Raw genomic sequence first — 14,936 nt, 5'->3', positions numbered from 1 at the left:
CCGGAATCATCCGGCCGCGGTGCGGAGTGTCAATCCAGCAGGAGCGCGGGCTCCTCCATGATCGCGGCGACGTCCGCCATGAACCGGGCGGAGAGGTCCCCGTCCACCACGCGGTGGTCGAAGGACCCGCCGAGCGTGGTGATCCAGCGCGGGATGACCTCGCCGGAGACCACCCACGGCTTCTGCCGGATGGTGCCGAACGCGACGATCGCCACCTCGCCCGGGTTGATGATCGGCGTGCCGGTGTCGATGCCGAGCGCGCCGATGTTGGTGACCGTCATGGTGCCGCCCTGCATGTCCGCGGGCGCGGTCCGGCCGGCGCGGGCGGTCGCGGCGAGATCGTTCAGCGCCACCGCGAGCTCCTTGAGGCTCAGGTCCTGCGCGTCCTTGATGTTCGGCACCAGCAGGCCGCGCGGGGTGGCCGCGGCGATGCCGAGGTTCATGAAGTGCTTGACCTGGATCTCCGCGCCCTTCTCCGTCTCCACCCAGGAGGCGTTGACGTTGGGGTTCCGCGCCGCCGCCCAGATGACGGCCTTGGCCAGGATGACCAGCGGGGACACCTTGATGCCCTCGAAGTCCTTGCTCTTCTTGAGCCGCTGGACGAACTCCATGGTCCGCGTCGCGTCGACGTCCACGAAGATCGAGACGTGGGGGGCGCTGAAGGCGGACTTCACCATCGCGTTCGCCGTCGCCTTTCGCACCCCCTTGACGGGCTGGCGCTCGATCCGGTCGTCCATTCCCTGCTTGGCGCTCCAGAACGCGGGCGCCGCGGCCTGCTCGGCCTCGCGCTGCGCCTGGTAGGACATCAGGTCCTCACGGGTGATCTCGCCGTGGCCGCCGGAGGCGGGGACCTTGGCGAGGTCGATGCCGAGCTCCTTGGCGATCTTCCGCACCGGGGGCTTCGCCAGGACGCGGCCCAGCAGCCCGGCCGTCCGGTTCTGGCCCGCGGGCACGACGCCGGTGCTCCCCTGTGCCGCGGCGGAACCCGTCGACTGGGAGGCCGCGGGGGCGGCCGGCTGCGATCCGGCGCCGCGCTGGGTACGCGGGGCGGCCACGCGGGACACGGCCGCGCGGGCGGCGTCCATGCGCTCGCCCATCCGGCTGCCGAGCACGTTCCCCGACGGGCGGGGCCGGTTCAGGCGGGTGCGGCGCTTGACCGGATCGGCCCTGGGGCCGGAGCCCACGAGCGGGCCGACCTGCTCGACCTCGTTCCCAGCCGTGGCGTCCGCGGACTCGGTCCTGGCCGACGCGGTCCCGGCCGGCGCGCCGCCGCCCCGCGTCGCCGACGCGGCGGACGGGGAGTCCGTGGCGGCGTCGTACTCCTCGCCCTCGTCGTCGAGCGAGCGCTCGGTGACCTCGCCGAGCCACGACTGGGCGGCCGGGTCCTCGGGCATCGGCCGCTGCGCCGGCGGGGCGGGGTCCTCGAGGTCCTCGGCGGGCTGCGCGCCCGCCTCGTCGACGGTCAGCAGCGGCTGCCCGACCTCCAGGGTCTCCCCCTCCGCGGCGTGCAGCTCGGCGACCGTCCCGGCGAACGGGCTGGGCAGCTCCACGAGCGACTTGGCGGTCTCGATCTCCACGAAGACCTGGTTGACGGCCACGATGTCTCCGGGCGCGACCTTCCAGGAGACGATCTCCGCCTCCGTCAGGCCCTCGCCGACATCGGGAAGGTTGAACGTGCTCATCGAGACTCCTTGGGCTGGTGATCGCCGGGGCGATCGAGCGATTCGGATGACGACGCCGGCGGTCGGCCCGGGGGCCGCGCCGACGGCTTCGTCAGTACGAGAAGAGGCGGTCCAGCGCCTCGAGCAGCTTGTCGATGTTGGGGAGGTAGTCCTCCTCCACCTTGGCCACAGGGTAGGGCATGTGGAAGCCGCCCACGCGGAGCACCGGCGCCTCGAGGGAGAGGAACGCCCGCTCCGCGACGCGGGAGGCGATCTCGCCGCCGATGCCGCCGAAGGTCGGGGCCTCGTGGGTGACGATCAGGCGGCCGGTCTTCTCCACCGAGGCGACCACGGTGTCGAAGTCGATGGGGCTGATGGAGCGCAGGTCCACCACCTCCACGCTGTAGCCCTCCTCCTCGGCGGCCTCCGCCGCGGCCAGGGCGACGGGGACGAGCGGGCCGTAGGCGACGATCGTGGCCTGGGTGCCCGGGCGCACCACCTGGGCGCTGAACGGGTCCAGGGTGGGCCGCTCGGTGTCCACCTCGCCCTTGAGCCAGTAGCGGCGCTTGGGCTCGAACACGATCACCGGGTCGTCGCACTCGATGGCCTGCTGGATCATCCAGTAGGCGTCCTGCGCGTTGGACGGGGTGATGATGCGCAGGCCCGCGGTGTGGGCGAAGAGCGCCTCCGGCGACTCCGAGTGGTGCTCGATCGAGCCGATGCCGCCGCCGTACGGGATGCGGATGACCACGGGGACCGTCAGGCGGCCCTCGGAGCGGGCGCGCATCTTGGCCAGCTGCGTGGTGATCTGGTTGAAGCCGGGGAAGACGAAGCCGTCGAACTGGATCTCCGCCACCGGACGGTAGCCGCGCAGCGCCAGCCCGATCGAGGTGCCGATGATCCCCGACTCCGCGAGCGGCGAGTCGATGACCCGGTCCGCGCCGAAGTCTTTCTGGAGGCCGTCCGTGATCCGGTAGACGCCGCCGAGGCGCCCGATGTCCTCGCCCATGAGGAGCGTCTTGGGGTCCTCCTCGAGCCGCTTGCGCAGACCCGAGTTGAGGGCCTTGGCGATCGTCATGGTGGTCATCGGTTGCCTCCGGTCTGGTGGTCGGCGAAGCCGGACTCGTACTGACGGAACCACTCCGACTCCTCGCGGATCAGCGGGTGGGACTCGGCGTAGACGTTGTTGAACGAGTCCTCGAGGCTGGGGTCCGGGAAGCTGAAGGCCTTGGACCGCAGGTCGGCCGCCAGGGCGTCGGCGTCGCGCTCCACCTGGGCGAGGAACGCGTCGTCGATCTGCCCGGTGTCCCGCAGGTGCTTCTCCAGCCGGGTCATCGGGTCCCGGTGGACCCAGGACTGCTCCTGGTCCGAGGTGCGGTACTTGGTGGGGTCGTCCGCCGTCGTGTGCGCGCTCATGCGGTAGGTGACGGCCTCGATCAGGGCAGGGCCCTCGCCGCGGCGGGCGCGCTCGAGCGCCCAGCGGGTCACGGCCAGGCACGCGACGATGTCGTTGCCGTCCACCCGGACCCCCGGGAACCCGTAGCCGGCGGCCCGCTCGGCGAGCGGCACCTTCGACTGGACCTCGAACGGGACGGAGATGGCCCACTGGTTGTTCTGGCAGAAGAAGACCACGGGGGCGTCGAAGCTCGCCGCGAAGACCATCGACTCGTGGATGTCTCCCTCGGAGGAGGCGCCGTCGCCGAAGTAGGCCACGACGGCCTCGCCGTCCCGCTCGCGCTGCTCGGCGGTCCAGTCGGACTGGTCCTGGGCGACGCCCATCGCGTAGCCGGTGGCGTGCGGGACCTGGGCGGCCAGCACCATCGTGTACATGTGGAAGCGGTTCTCCCGCGGATCCCAGCCGCCGTTGGACACGCCGCGGAAGATCCGCAGCATCTCGGCGAAGTCGACGCCGCGGGTCAGGGCGACGCCGTGCTCGCGGTAGGTCGGGAAGATGTAGTCGGTCGGCCGGGTGGCGCGGCCGGAGCCAATCTGGGCGGCCTCCTGCCCGCGGCAGGGAACCCAGAGCGCCAGCGCGCCCTGGCGCTGGAGGGCGGTGGCCTCGGCGTCGAACCGGCGCGTGAGCGCGATGTCCCGGTAGAACCCGCGGAGCATCTCGGCGTCCACGTCCTGCGCGTACGCGGAGAACACGGGGTCGTCGCGCAGCCGGCCGTCCGGGTCCAGCAGCTGGATCAGGGGCGCGGACGAGTCCTCGGCGACGGCGGTGCCGCCGGTCTCGGCCGGGCTGGGGGAACCGGTATTCGCCATGCGTGGTCCCTTCGGGGATGGGTCGACGTCGGAACTTGCGTGGACGCCCCACCAAATATGCCTCCCGCGGAATACATTCCGCAGGAGGCATATGGGGCGGAAGTCCGGGTCCAGCCTACTGGGCCGACCCGGCTTCGCGGGGAATTTGTCCTACGCAGACAGACGCGGTGCGTTTGGATAGTTCCTACAAATGTCCAGGAAGCGGGTGTTCGCCTCCACCTCGCCGACGCTGACCCGGACCCCCTCGCCCGCGAAGGCGCGGACGGACAGGGCGTGCCGGCCGGCGTACTCGGCGAAGTCGACGGCGTGCTCGCCCAGGTTCAGCCATACGAAGTTCGCCTGCGTCGTCGGGATCTCCCAGCCGATCTCCTGCAGCCCCGCGACCACGCGCTCGCGCTCGGCGACCAGCGAGTCGACGCGGACCAGGACCTCGTCGATGCTCTCGAGCGAGGCCAGCGCCGCCTCCTCGGCGAGCGTGGAGACGGCGAACGGGGTCGCGATGACACGCAGGTGCTGGGTGATCTCCGGGCGCGAGACCGAGTAGCCGACGCGGAGGTTCGCCAGGCCGTGGGCCTTGGAGAACGTCCGCAGGACGACCACGTTCGGGTACTTCCGGTACATCTCCAGGCCGTTCACGGCGTCGCCGTCCCGGATGAACTCGGTGTAGGCCTCGTCGATCACGATCATGACGTTGTCCGGCACCGACTGCACGAACTCCTCCACCTCCGCCGTCGTCAGGACGGGCCCGGTGGGGTTGTTCGGGGTGCACAGCAGGACGATCGTGGTGCGCTCGTTGACGGCCGCGGCCATCGCCGCGAGGTCGTGCCGGCCGTCCGGCAGGAGCGGGATCTCGACGGCGCGGGCGCCGGCGGTCCCGACGACGATCGGGTACGCCTCGAAGGAGCGCCACGCGTAGACGACCTCGTCCTGCACGCTGTCCTCGTTCTGGCCCGCGAACGTGTTGAGGATCTGCGTCAGCGCGCCGAGGGAGCCGGCCCCGGTGACGACGTCGTCCGCCGGGACGTCCAGGTACTGCCCGAGGGCGACCCGCAGCCGCGTGGACAGCGGGTCCGGGTACCGGAACAGGTCCTCCCGGCCGCGCACGGCGTCGAGCACGGCGGGGATGGGCGGCAGCGGGTTCTCGTTGGAGGAGAGCTTGTAGGACGTCAGGCCCTCGATGGGCGCCGGCGGCCTGCCGGCGGCGTACTTCGGCAGGCGGCTCAGCACGGGCCGGGGCTGGACCGCGTGAGCCTGCTGCGTGTGCGGCTCCACTTCCAGGTGGACCGCGGTGTTCTCGTCAGTCATACAGACAGGGTATCGCCCGCCCCGGGGCACCTGTGATGACCACCACGGGCGCCGCGGCGGCGCGCCCGACGGTGCCGGATCCCTGACGGGACAAGGGAACGGAGGCCGGCTCACGCAGGGTGCCGGCGACGGTGAGATCACCTTGAAGTGGACGCAACAGAGGGAAACCGGAGACGAAACGTCCCCCGTGCAGGCTGGTGCCCATCAATCTGACGCGGAGGTAGTCATGAGCACGACGGAACGCACCGGCCAGTCCGGCCCGGTCCGACCTACGGGCCCGGCCCGGCCGGAGGCCGAGCTGGCGATGCGCCCGGGCCGCTGGGTGGAGAACTGGGACGCCGAGGACCGGCACTTCTGGGAGACCGTGGGCCGGCGGACGGCCGCGACGAACCTCAAGTGGTCCATCCTCTGCGAGTTCCTCGGCTTCGTGGTCTGGCAGCTGTGGTCGATCGTCGCCGTGTTCCTGCCGCAAGCCGGGTTCGACCTCACCACCGGGCAGATCTTCCTGCTCATCTCGATGCCATCGCTGGTCGGGGCGACGCTGCGCATCCCCTACACGTTCATGGTGGCGAGGTTCGGCGGCCGGAACTGGACCGTGGTCTCCGCGCTGCTGCTGCTGATCCCCGCCGTGGGGCTCGGCCTGGCGGTCTCCGACCCGACCACGCCGTTCTGGGTCCTCGTGGCCCTGGCGGCGAGCGCGGGCTTCGGCGGCGGCAACTTCGCCTCCTCGATGGCCAACATCACCTACTTCTACCCGGCGCGGGAGAAGGGGTGGGCGCTGGGGCTGAACGCCGCCGGCGGGAACCTGGGCGCCGCCGTCGCGCAGCTGCTGGTGCCGATCGCCGTGACCGCCCTCGCCGCCGGAGCCCTGAACCTGCCGCTGGCCGGCTGGATCTGGGTCCCGTTCATCGCCTTCGCCGGTCTCGGCGCCCGGCAGCACATGCACAACCTCTCCCACGCCCGCGGCGACGTCTCCGGTGCCCTCGCCGCGCTGCGGGAGAAGCACCTGTGGATCATCGCGTTCCTCTACATCGGCACGTTCGGCTCCTTCATCGGGTTCTCCGCCGTCTTCCCCCAGCTGATCGCGGACACCTTCCCGGAGTTCTCCTCCTTCGCGGTGCTCGGCGCCTCGCTGTCGCTGGCCTTCCTCGGCCCACTGGTGGGCTCGCTGACCCGCCCCCTCGGCGGCAAACTGGCCGACCGGGGCGGCGGTGCCCGGATCACGGTTGCCGCCTTCGCCGCCATGGCCGCCATCACCATCGCCGTCGTCCTGACCCTGCCGCTGGGCAGCTTCTGGCTCTTCCTGGGCCTGTTCCTGCTGCTGTTCACGGCCAGCGGCATCGCCAACGGCTCCACCTACAAGATGATCCCCGCCGTGTTCTCCCTCCGGTCCGTGGAGCGGGCCGGCCCGGCGGAACGGGCCTCCGCGCACGACGGCGGGGCCCCGGCCGCCGCGGCGACCGCCCGTGCGGCGGCCGCGTCCGTCTCGCCGGAGCGCCAGGCCTCGGCCGCGCTCGGACTCGTCTCGGCGATCGGCGCGTACGGCGGTTTCCTGATCCCCCAGGCCCTGGGCCACTCGGCCACGGCCACAGGCGCCTACACGTCCGCATTCCTCGGGTTCGTAGCCGCGTACCTGCTCATGATGGGCACCGCGTGGTTCTGCTACCTGCGCCCCGGGACCGTCTTCGCACGGCAGGGCGTCTGACCATGCCGGGGAACGCACGGACCGGCGCCGAGGGGCGGGGCGACAGCGGACGGGCCAGCAGTGGGCCGGGCGGCAGCGGAGGGGGCGCGACGGCGTCGCACTGCCCGTACTGCGCCCTGCAGTGCGCCATGACCATCACCCCCGCCACCCCGGCGGGCCCTGCCGCGGCCCGGACGGTGGCGACGATCGAGGGCCGGGACTTCCCGACCAGCGCGGGACGGCTGTGCCGCAAGGGCTTCTCGGCCGCCGAGCTGCTCGGCTCCGGCGAGCGCCTGACCGCGCCGCTGCTCCGGGGCCCCGACGGGCGGTTCGCGGAGGTCGGCTGGGACGAGGCCCTGGACCTCGTGGCCGACCGCATCCGCGGCCTGCGAGCCGGGCACGGGCCCGACGCCGTCGCCGTCTTCGGCGCGGGCGGGTTGACCAATGAGAAGGCGTACCAGTTGGGCAAGTTCGCGCGCCTGGCCGTCGGCACGCGGCTCGTCGACTACAACGGGCGCTTCTGCATGTCCTCGGCGGCGGCGGCCGGGAACCGGAGCCTCGGCCTGGACCGCGGACTCCCGTTCCCGCTGACGGACCTGCAGGCCGCGGACGTGGTCCTGCTGCTCGGCTCGAACGTCGCCGACACGATGCCGCCGTTCCTGCAGCACCTGGAGTCCGCCCGCCGCGGGGGCGGCCTGATCGTGGTCGACCCCCGGGCCTCCGCCACCGCTCGGCTGACGGCCGACCGCGCGGGGCTGCACCTGCAGCCGGCGCCCGGGAGCGACCTGGAGCTGCTGCTGGGCCTGGCCCATGTGGTGCTCTTCGAGCAGCTCGCCGACACGGAGTACCTCGCCGCGCGGACCACCGGGCTGGAGCAGCTGCGCCGGACGCTGGCCCCGTGGTGGCCGCGGCGGGCGGAGCAGGCCACGGGTGTGCCGGCGGAGTCGATCCGCCGGGCGGCGCACCGGCTCGCCGAGGCCGCGGCCCGGGCTCGCGAGGCCGTCGCGACGCGGCGGGAGCCGGGGAAGGTCTTCGTCCTGACGGGACGCGGCGTCGAGCAGCACGCGAACGGCACGGACACCGCCACGGCGGCCATTAATCTGGCGCTCCTGCTGGGCCTGCCCGGCACGCCGGCCGGCGGCTTCGGCACGCTGACGGGCCAGGGCAACGGGCAGGGCGGCCGCGAGCACGGCCAGAAGTCGGACCAATTGCCCGGCTACCGGCGGATCGACGACCCGGTCCACCGCGAGCACGTGGCCCGCGTCTGGGGCGTCGCACCGGAGGCGATCCCGGGGCCCGGTGTCCCTGCGGCGCAGCTGCTCCACGCGCTCGGCGGGACGCTTCCGGACGGACGCCCGGGGCCCCGCATGCTCCTGGTGCACGGCTCCAACGTGGTGGTCTCCGCGCCGGACGCCGGCCGCGTCCTTGCGGGGCTGCGCGCCCTCGACATGCTGGTGGTCGCGGACTTCTTCATGTCGGAGACCGCGGCCGAGGCGGACGTGGTCCTGCCGGTGCTCCAGTGGGCGGAGGAGGAGGGCACCCTGACGAACCTGGAGGGACGCCTGCTGCGCCGCCGCCGTGCCGTGGACGGCCCGCCCGGAGCCCGCGACGAGCTCTGGATCCTGGCCGAGCTGGCCCGGCGGCTCGACGCCCCGGGCACCTACTCGACCGTCGCGTCCGAGGTCTTCGACGAGCTGGCCTCGGCCTCCGCCGGCGGTCTCGCCGACTACTCGGGCATCTCGCACGCGCTTCTCGACGCCGCCGAGGGCATCGTGCCCCGCTCCGCCGCGGAGTCCGCGGGCGTCTACTGGCCGTGCCCGGCCGGGGCGCCGCGGAACGACGACGGCTCCCTCGGCACGCCGCGCCTGTTCCTGGACCGGTTCGCCCACCCCGATGGGCGGGCCCGGCTCGTGCCCGTGCGCCCCGGCGCGCTGCCGGCCGGCGACGCCGCGGGCCTGCGGGGCCGAACGACCGGACCGGCCGAGGCCCGGCGCTCCGAGCTCACGCTGCTCACCGGGCGCCTGCTGGAGCACTACCAGTCCGGGGCCCAGACGCGGCGCACGGCTGCCCTGGCATCCGCACAGCCGGAGGCCAGGGCCGAGCTGCACCCCGCCGCGGCGGCGAGACTCGGGATCGCCGACGGCGACTGGGTGCGGCTCGAGAACCGGCAGGGCACCGCCGTCGTCCGGGCCGAGCTGAGTACCGCGATACGCCCCGACTGCGTCTTCGTGCCGTTCCACTTCGCCGGCCTGGGCAAAGTGAACCGGCTCGTCACCGACGCGACGGATCCCGTGAGCTCCATGCCGGCGTTCAAGAACACACGCGTGAGCCTGGCCCGGGTGGACGAACCGCCGGAGCCCGGGCCGGCACCGCCCCGAACCCCAGACCCCAGCCGTGTGCGGCCGGGCACCGCCCCACCCCGAGGAGCCTCCCGATGAGCACACCCGAACGCGTCGTCGTCGTCGGGTTCGGTCCCGTCGCCGCCCGCCTGGTCGAGGACCTGCTCCCGGCTGTCGCGGCCGGGACCCTCGCCCTCACCGTCCTCGGCGCCGAGTCGCGCGCGGCCTACAACCGCGTCCTCGTCGCGGAGGTCGCCGTCGGGCGCACCGCTGCCGGGGCGATCGCCCTCGCCGACGCGGACGAGCTGCGCCGCGCGGGGGTGGACGTGCGCCTGGGCGCCACGGTGCGCCGAGTGGACCGGTCCCGCCGGAGGGTCCTGCTCGACGACGGTGCCCCGGTCCCCTACGACCGTCTGGTCTTCGCGACGGGCGCCCGGCCTATCCTGCCGACCCTGCGTGGCCTGGACTTCGCGCCGCACGCCGAGCCGCGCCTGCCGGAGGGCGTCGCGGCCCTGCGCGACCTCGACGACGCCGACCTGCTGCGCCGGGTCGTCGCCGACGGCGGGCGCGCGGTGATCCTCGGTGGCGGGGTCCTCGGCGTCGAGGCGGCGCTCCTCGTGCAGGAGCACGGAGCACAGGCCGTCCTGGTCCACCACGGCCGCCACCCGCTCCCCCGGCACGTGGACGACGACGCCGGCCGCCTCCTCGCCCATCGGCTCTGCGCCGCCGGAGTGCAGCTCGTCTCCGAGGCCCGGGCCGTGGCTGTGCAGCGCGAATCGGACCGGTTCGCCGCACTGGAACTCGCCGATGGCGCCCTGGTCCCGGGCGACCTGCTGGTGCTCTCGGTGGGGGTCCGGGCGCGCGACGAGCTGGCCGCGGGCTGCGGGCTGGCCACCGGCAACGGCATCCACGTCGACGGGCGCCTGCGCGCGGACACCGAGGACCGCGTGTTCGCGATCGGCGACTGCGCCGCCGTCGACGGCGCGCGGCCCTCCGGACTCATCGGACCGGGATGGGCCCAGGCCGAGTGGCTGGCGGCCTACCTGACACGGCACCGCACACCCCCGGTTCCCGCACCCGGACCCGCCGACACACTCCCCGCCGTCCCGCCATCGGCATCGCCGGAGTCCGTGGACCCCCTGCCCGCCGCCTCTCTGCCCGCCGAGCCGCCGGGTGCCATCCTGCTCAAGGCGCGCGGACTCGACTTCACCTCCGGCGGCGACGTCTCGCCCGGACTGTGGGACACGGACGCGGGCGGCCGGCGGGTCTCGATCTGGGCGGACCCGCAGCGCGGGGCGTACTGCAAGATGGTCACGGAGGACGGGGCGTTGACGGGTTTCGTCGCTCTGGGCCTGCCGCGGACCGCGGCGGAGCTCGTCCTGCTCTACGAGCGGGGCCGGGAGCTGCCCGCCGATCGGACGACCCTGTTCCGGCTCGAGGACCCCGTGGCAGCGCCCGCGGCGGAGCCCGGCCCGGATGAGGTCCTCTGCCGCTGCAGCGGAGCCACGCACGGTCAGGTCGCGACCGCGCGGGAGACCGGCTGCACGACCGTCGAGGAGGTGGGCCGGGCCTGCCGGGCGGGGACGGGCTGCGGCGGCTGCCGCGACCGGATCGAGGCCGTGCTCCGGGCCGCAGCCCGCGAGCCGGTCGGCGTGTAGGGGCGGAATTCGTCCAAGGGACGGCAGCCCTCCCGTAGGGACGGATGGCGGCCCCTCGTGCCACACTGATCCCATGTTCGGTTTCTTCGTCCGTGTCCTTGTCAACGCGCTCGCCCTGGCCGCGGCGGCCTGGCTGCTCCCCGGGATCGCGGTGACCTCCGGGGCCGGCGGGCCGGCCACCGGGAACGACACCGTCGACGTCGTCCTGGCCTACGTGCTTATCGGCCTGGTCTTCGGCCTCGTGAATGCCGTGGTTAAGCCCGTGCTGAGCTTCCTGTCCCTGCCGATCACCTGCCTGACGCTCGGCCTGTTCGCGATCATCATCAACGCGGGCATGCTGGCGCTGACCGCCTGGATCACCCAGTACACGCCGATGACCCTGACGATCGACTCCTTCTTCTGGGATGCGATCCTCGGCTCGATCATCGTCGCGATCGTCTCGGCGCTGCTCAGTTGGGTCGTCCCCGACCGTCGCGACTAGCGGGCCCGCGGGATGCGGGACCGGGACGGCCTTCCTGCGCCGGCCGGGCGCCCACCGCTCCGGGGTCCCGGCGCAGGCTGACGCTGTACCGTCGTGTCGACGTCGCCCCCGCATAGACGCCGGCCAGCCCGCCATAGACGCGCTCAAGATCCGGATCCCCCGAGAGTGCGCCCCGCATCGCCATGTGCTCGTAGTTCTTCGGCGCGTGGGCATCGCTGAGCGTCGAGTCCGCATCGACGCCCGGCGACTGGCCCGGGGCGTACTCAACACTGCTGACGACCAGGTGGTTGTAGGACGTCCCGGTGGGCTCGCCCGTGGCGCCGGGCACGGCGTCGTGCGCGTGCTGGAAGTGCAGAGCGAAAGCGCTCTCCGGAATGTCCGTCGCCCCCACCGGCGCCCCGAGGGTCACGACGCCCGCGACGTCGTACTGCTGCTGGAACAGTGCGTTCGCGGCGATGTTGGCCGCGTGGATGCCGCCCTGGCTGTAGCCGGTCAGGACCACTCGGTCCCCGGGCTCGGCGCCGACGCCCTGCAGGGCGTCCAGGACGGCAGCGGTCGCGTGCCGGCTGTCCCCGGTGAGGCCGTCGACGAGACCGCCGACGCCCCACGGATTCTCCTCCGGCGCGCTGCCGTCCCCGGTCTGCGTTCCCGGCAGGCTCACCGTGTGCACGGTGCGGGCGGCGGTCTTCGTGCTGGAGATCGCCATGGCGCCGGGCCCGCTGCGCTCCTGGTCCGCGGCACCCTGGTTCGCGAGTAAATCCTGCATGCTCCCGCGCATCGTCCCGTGCGCGGCGCCGCCGTCGAGCCCGCCTGCCGCCCCCTCCGTCTCGCGGATCTCGACGACCTCGATCCGGGCGGTCAGCCGGCCGACCTCCGACCCCCAGCCGATGGCACGGGCGAATCTCTCCGTCAACGATGATGAGGCGACGCCGCCGTGCTCCTCGCCCCGGGTCAATCCGCTCATCCGCTCGAAGACCTCGCCGCGGCCAGCCGCGGCCCCGCCCCGCCCGAGCGGCAGGGTGAGCGTCGCCGTCAGGTAGACGGGCCAGTGGTTGGCGAAGTCCTGGGCGAGCCGGCCCGACGGATACGGACCGGCGGACTCGAGCACATAGCTGAGCAAGAACCCCTCCAGCTGGTCCCGGAGGACCACCACGTCGTTGTTGATCTCCCATTCGGTCTGGTCGTAGTGGCCCTCCGCGAGCGCAAGGGCCGGGATCAGCGAACCGACGTCCGACTGGAGGTAGCGCAGCCGCGTGAGCGTCACGGACAGCCGGCCCGCCAGCCCAGCCGAGATGACGGCGTCGAATCCGTGGAGGGACTGCGCCGCGCCGTACGCCTCGCCGAGCGCGTCCGCGGCCGCGTCCAGGTGGCCGACGACGACGCCGAGCAACTGCTGCGCCTGCTGGAGCTCGTGCTTCGAGTAGGAGACGACGGCGGCCGGGTTGTCGCCCCGGCTCCCGCCGCGGATGATCAGGTCCGTCATGACCGGTCCCCCGTCACAGGGCGCCGTGCCGGGTGCCGATACGGGCGATGCGCTCGACCTCGAGTGCGTCAGCGCGCTCGGCTGCGTGCTCGCGGGCGCGCTCCTCGGAACGCGCCTGCAGTGGCACCGCGTCATTGCGCTGGTCGGCGATCAACCAGGACAGGCTCTGGGCCTCGACCGCCAGGTTCCGCACCGTCTCCTGGAAGGCCCGCCCCGCGATCGAGTTCCATTGCGTCTCGTCGAGCACGTGCGACAGGGCGCGCTGGGCCTCCCCCAGGCGGTCCATCGCCACCTCGGACTGCACGATCATCCGAGCCCACTCGTCCGCTGCCAACCACATGTCCCACTCCTCCCCGCCACCCGCCCGATCATGGGCTGCCCCGTCGCCGTCGGGTCGCTGCTCGATCCGCTGGTGACGACGACGCTAGCGACCCGGGCCAGGGTTCAGCGGGGGTGATCGACGGTGCTGTGAACGGCGAAGTGGGCGGTGGTGCCTGTGGAGGAGAAGTCCCTGCTACGGACGCGGTGGCGGGGCCGGTGCGCCCCGCGGCGGCGCGAGCTTCGCGTAGCCTGTGGCCGGGGCATCGCCGCTGCCCTCGGCGGGCGCCTGGCCCTCGGCCGCCCGCGCTCGATGCGGGGACGGGTCCCAGCCGCGGTCCACGACACGCAGCTGCATCAGGACGGCCGCCCCGAGGATGGCCAGCCCGAGCAGGGCGATCACGATCAGGCCTCCGACGGAGCCGATGCGGGCACCGTAGCCGATGAGGATGCCGAACCAGCCGAAATCGGTATCCCCGAAGGTGGTGTTCGCGGAGCCGAAGTCGCCGAGCACCGAGAGCAGCACGGCGGGCAGGAAGGTGATCAGCAGCCCGTTGACGAAGCCGCCGGCCACGGCCCCGCGACGCCCGCCCGTGGCGTTCCCGTAGACGCCGGCCGCGCCGCCCGTGAAGAAGTGCGGGACCAGGCCGGGCAGGATCAGAGCGAGCCCGAGCATCGGGTTGAGCCACACGGACAGCAGGGCCAGGCCGATCAATCCGCCCGTGAAACTGGACAGGAAGCCGATCAGGACGGCGTTCTGGGCGTAGGGGAACACGATCGGGGCGTCGAGCGCCGGCTTGGCGCCGGGGACGATCCTCGCCGCGATGCCCTGGAAGGCGGGGACGATCTCACCCAGGATCGTGCGCACGCCGAAGAGGATCACCGCCACGGCGATGCCGAACTGCAGCCCCTGCGTCAGCGCCTGCATGAGGAAGTCGCCGAGGTTCTCGGCGCCGCCCTCGAAGGCCTCGTAGGCCGTCTCCCTGGCGCGGGCGTAGTAGATCGCGGCGACGGCCACGTACATCAGCACCATGGACAGCGCGGTCGCGACCATGGAGTCCCGGAGGAACCGCAGCCCCTCCGGCAGCTTCAGGTCCTCGGTCGAGCGGCTCGTCCGGCCGCCGACGGCACGGCCGACGGCGCCCGCGGCGATGTAGCCGGCGGTGCCGAAGTGCCCGATCGCGATGCTGTCGTCCCCGGTGATGCGCCGCGTCCAGGGTTGGGCGAAGGCCGGGAGCGAGACCATCAGGATGCCCAGCAGGGCGCCCCCGACGAGGACCGTCACCGGCCCGGAGTACCCGGCGGTGGCCAGCACGATGGTCAGCAGGGTCGCCATGAAGAGGATGTGGTGCCCGGTGAGGAAGACGTAGTTCAACGGCGTGAACCGGGCCAGGACCAGAGAGACGACGAAGCCCAGGATCATCAGCCACGCCACCTGCGCCCCGTACTGCTCCTGCGCGATCCCGACGATCGCCTCGTTCGTGGGGATGACGCCCTGCGCACCGGTCGCCCCCTGGATCATCACGCCCAGCGGCTCCAGCGACGCCACCACCAGGCCGGCACCCGCGCCGATCAGCAGGAAGCCGAGCGTCGCCTTGACCGCGCCGCCGACGATCTGGCCCGCGGACTTCCGCAGGGCGCCCAGGCCGATGGCGACGATGATGCCGATGAGGAACGCGGGAACGGAGAGAACCTCGTTGACGAGGAACTGCGGGATCGAGACGAGCCAGTCCATGGGTGCT

10 protein-coding genes and 1 pseudogene are annotated in these 14,936 nt (G+C 72.9%); 4 read left to right on the top strand and 7 right to left on the bottom strand.

The genetic code is table 11. The features are described 5' to 3' along the window. Nucleotides 1-29: 29 nt before the first annotated feature. From RIN46_RS08045 to RIN46_RS08030, 4 genes are all read right to left on the bottom strand, one after another. Nucleotides 30-1,682, bottom strand: coding sequence for a dihydrolipoamide acetyltransferase family protein (locus tag RIN46_RS08045; protein ID WP_309081608.1), 1,653 nt, complete (start codon nt 1,680-1,682; stop codon nt 30-32). Nucleotides 1,683-1,773: 91 nt separating this feature from the next. Further along, nucleotides 1,774-2,748 (bottom strand): alpha-ketoacid dehydrogenase subunit beta, encoded by a 975-nt coding sequence (locus tag RIN46_RS08040; RefSeq protein WP_309081607.1) that lies wholly within the window; start codon nt 2,746-2,748, stop codon nt 1,774-1,776. Beyond that, nucleotides 2,745-3,926 (bottom strand): pyruvate dehydrogenase (acetyl-transferring) E1 component subunit alpha, encoded by a 1,182-nt coding sequence (pdhA, locus tag RIN46_RS08035; protein ID WP_309081606.1) that lies wholly within the window; start codon nt 3,924-3,926, stop codon nt 2,745-2,747. Before pdhA ends, RIN46_RS08040 begins: the two co-directional genes overlap by 4 nt. 150 nt (nt 3,927-4,076) lie before the next feature. Continuing rightward, on the bottom strand, nt 4,077-5,231 hold the full coding sequence (locus RIN46_RS08030) for a histidinol-phosphate transaminase (RefSeq protein ID WP_309081605.1): 1,155 nt from the start codon (nt 5,229-5,231) through the stop codon (nt 4,077-4,079). A gap of 226 nt (nt 5,232-5,457) precedes the next feature. Between RIN46_RS08030 and RIN46_RS08025 the strand changes: the two genes are divergently transcribed. The 4 genes and pseudogenes from RIN46_RS08025 to RIN46_RS08010 all read left to right on the top strand — a co-directional run bounded on the left by RIN46_RS08025 (nt 5,458) and on the right by RIN46_RS08010 (nt 11,393). Continuing rightward, nucleotides 5,458-6,936 (top strand): MFS transporter, encoded by a 1,479-nt coding sequence (locus tag RIN46_RS08025; RefSeq protein ID WP_309081604.1) that lies wholly within the window; start codon nt 5,458-5,460, stop codon nt 6,934-6,936. Between the two features lie 95 nt (nt 6,937-7,031). Continuing rightward, a pseudogene (locus RIN46_RS08020) lies at nt 7,032-9,353 on the top strand (molybdopterin oxidoreductase family protein); the annotation flags it as partial. Continuing rightward, nucleotides 9,350-10,912 carry an FAD-dependent oxidoreductase gene (locus RIN46_RS08015; protein WP_309081603.1) on the top strand — a complete coding sequence of 521 codons (1,563 nt, stop codon included), beginning with the start codon at nt 9,350-9,352 and terminating at the stop codon, nt 10,910-10,912. The pseudogene RIN46_RS08020 and the gene RIN46_RS08015, both read left to right, overlap by 4 nt. Nucleotides 10,913-10,985: 73 nt before the next feature. After that, a complete protein-coding gene (locus tag RIN46_RS08010; RefSeq protein ID WP_309081602.1) occupies nt 10,986-11,393 on the top strand; it encodes a phage holin family protein in 408 nt (135 codons plus the stop codon). On the opposite strand, the gene RIN46_RS08005 is transcribed toward RIN46_RS08010, so the two are convergent. The 3 genes from RIN46_RS08005 to RIN46_RS07995 form a co-directional block, all read right to left on the bottom strand. Beyond that, nucleotides 11,362-12,876 carry a hypothetical protein gene (locus RIN46_RS08005; protein WP_309081601.1) on the bottom strand — a complete coding sequence of 505 codons (1,515 nt, stop codon included), beginning with the start codon at nt 12,874-12,876 and terminating at the stop codon, nt 11,362-11,364. The two genes, RIN46_RS08010 and RIN46_RS08005, sit on opposite strands and share 32 nt — an antisense overlap. A gap of 13 nt (nt 12,877-12,889) precedes the next feature. Further along, the gene (locus RIN46_RS08000) at nt 12,890-13,216 is read right to left on the bottom strand and encodes a hypothetical protein (protein WP_309081600.1); all 327 of its coding nucleotides are present in this window, start codon (nt 13,214-13,216) and stop codon (nt 12,890-12,892) included. Between the two features lie 174 nt (nt 13,217-13,390). After that, the gene (locus tag RIN46_RS07995) at nt 13,391-14,929 is read right to left on the bottom strand and encodes a PTS ascorbate transporter subunit IIC (protein WP_309081599.1); all 1,539 of its coding nucleotides are present in this window, start codon (nt 14,927-14,929) and stop codon (nt 13,391-13,393) included. Nucleotides 14,930-14,936 lie beyond the last annotated feature (7 nt).

The organism is Zhihengliuella sp., from assembly GCF_031178195.1.
Lineage (GTDB): Bacteria > Actinomycetota > Actinomycetes > Actinomycetales > Micrococcaceae > Zhihengliuella.
This window is presented reverse-complemented; position numbering and strand designations above follow the sequence as displayed.

What these genes read in the sequence shown, in the direction of transcription:
- RIN46_RS08045 (WP_309081608.1), bottom strand. Translation starts at nt 1,682, where the DNA reads ATGAGCACGTTCAACCTTCCCGATGTCGGCGAGGGCCTGACGGAGGCG.
- RIN46_RS08040 (WP_309081607.1), bottom strand. Translation starts at nt 2,748, where the DNA reads ATGACCACCATGACGATCGCCAAGGCCCTCAACTCGGGTCTGCGCAAG.
- pdhA (WP_309081606.1), bottom strand. Translation starts at nt 3,926, where the DNA reads ATGGCGAATACCGGTTCCCCCAGCCCGGCCGAGACCGGCGGCACCGCC.
- RIN46_RS08030 (WP_309081605.1), bottom strand. Translation starts at nt 5,231, where the DNA reads ATGACTGACGAGAACACCGCGGTCCACCTGGAAGTGGAGCCGCACACG.
- RIN46_RS08025 (WP_309081604.1), top strand. Translation starts at nt 5,458, where the DNA reads ATGAGCACGACGGAACGCACCGGCCAGTCCGGCCCGGTCCGACCTACG.
- RIN46_RS08015 (WP_309081603.1), top strand. Translation starts at nt 9,350, where the DNA reads ATGAGCACACCCGAACGCGTCGTCGTCGTCGGGTTCGGTCCCGTCGCC.
- RIN46_RS08010 (WP_309081602.1), top strand. Translation starts at nt 10,986, where the DNA reads ATGTTCGGTTTCTTCGTCCGTGTCCTTGTCAACGCGCTCGCCCTGGCC.
- RIN46_RS08005 (WP_309081601.1), bottom strand. Translation starts at nt 12,876, where the DNA reads ATGACGGACCTGATCATCCGCGGCGGGAGCCGGGGCGACAACCCGGCC.
- RIN46_RS08000 (WP_309081600.1), bottom strand. Translation starts at nt 13,216, where the DNA reads ATGTGGTTGGCAGCGGACGAGTGGGCTCGGATGATCGTGCAGTCCGAG.
- RIN46_RS07995 (WP_309081599.1), bottom strand. Translation starts at nt 14,929, where the DNA reads ATGGACTGGCTCGTCTCGATCCCGCAGTTCCTCGTCAACGAGGTTCTC.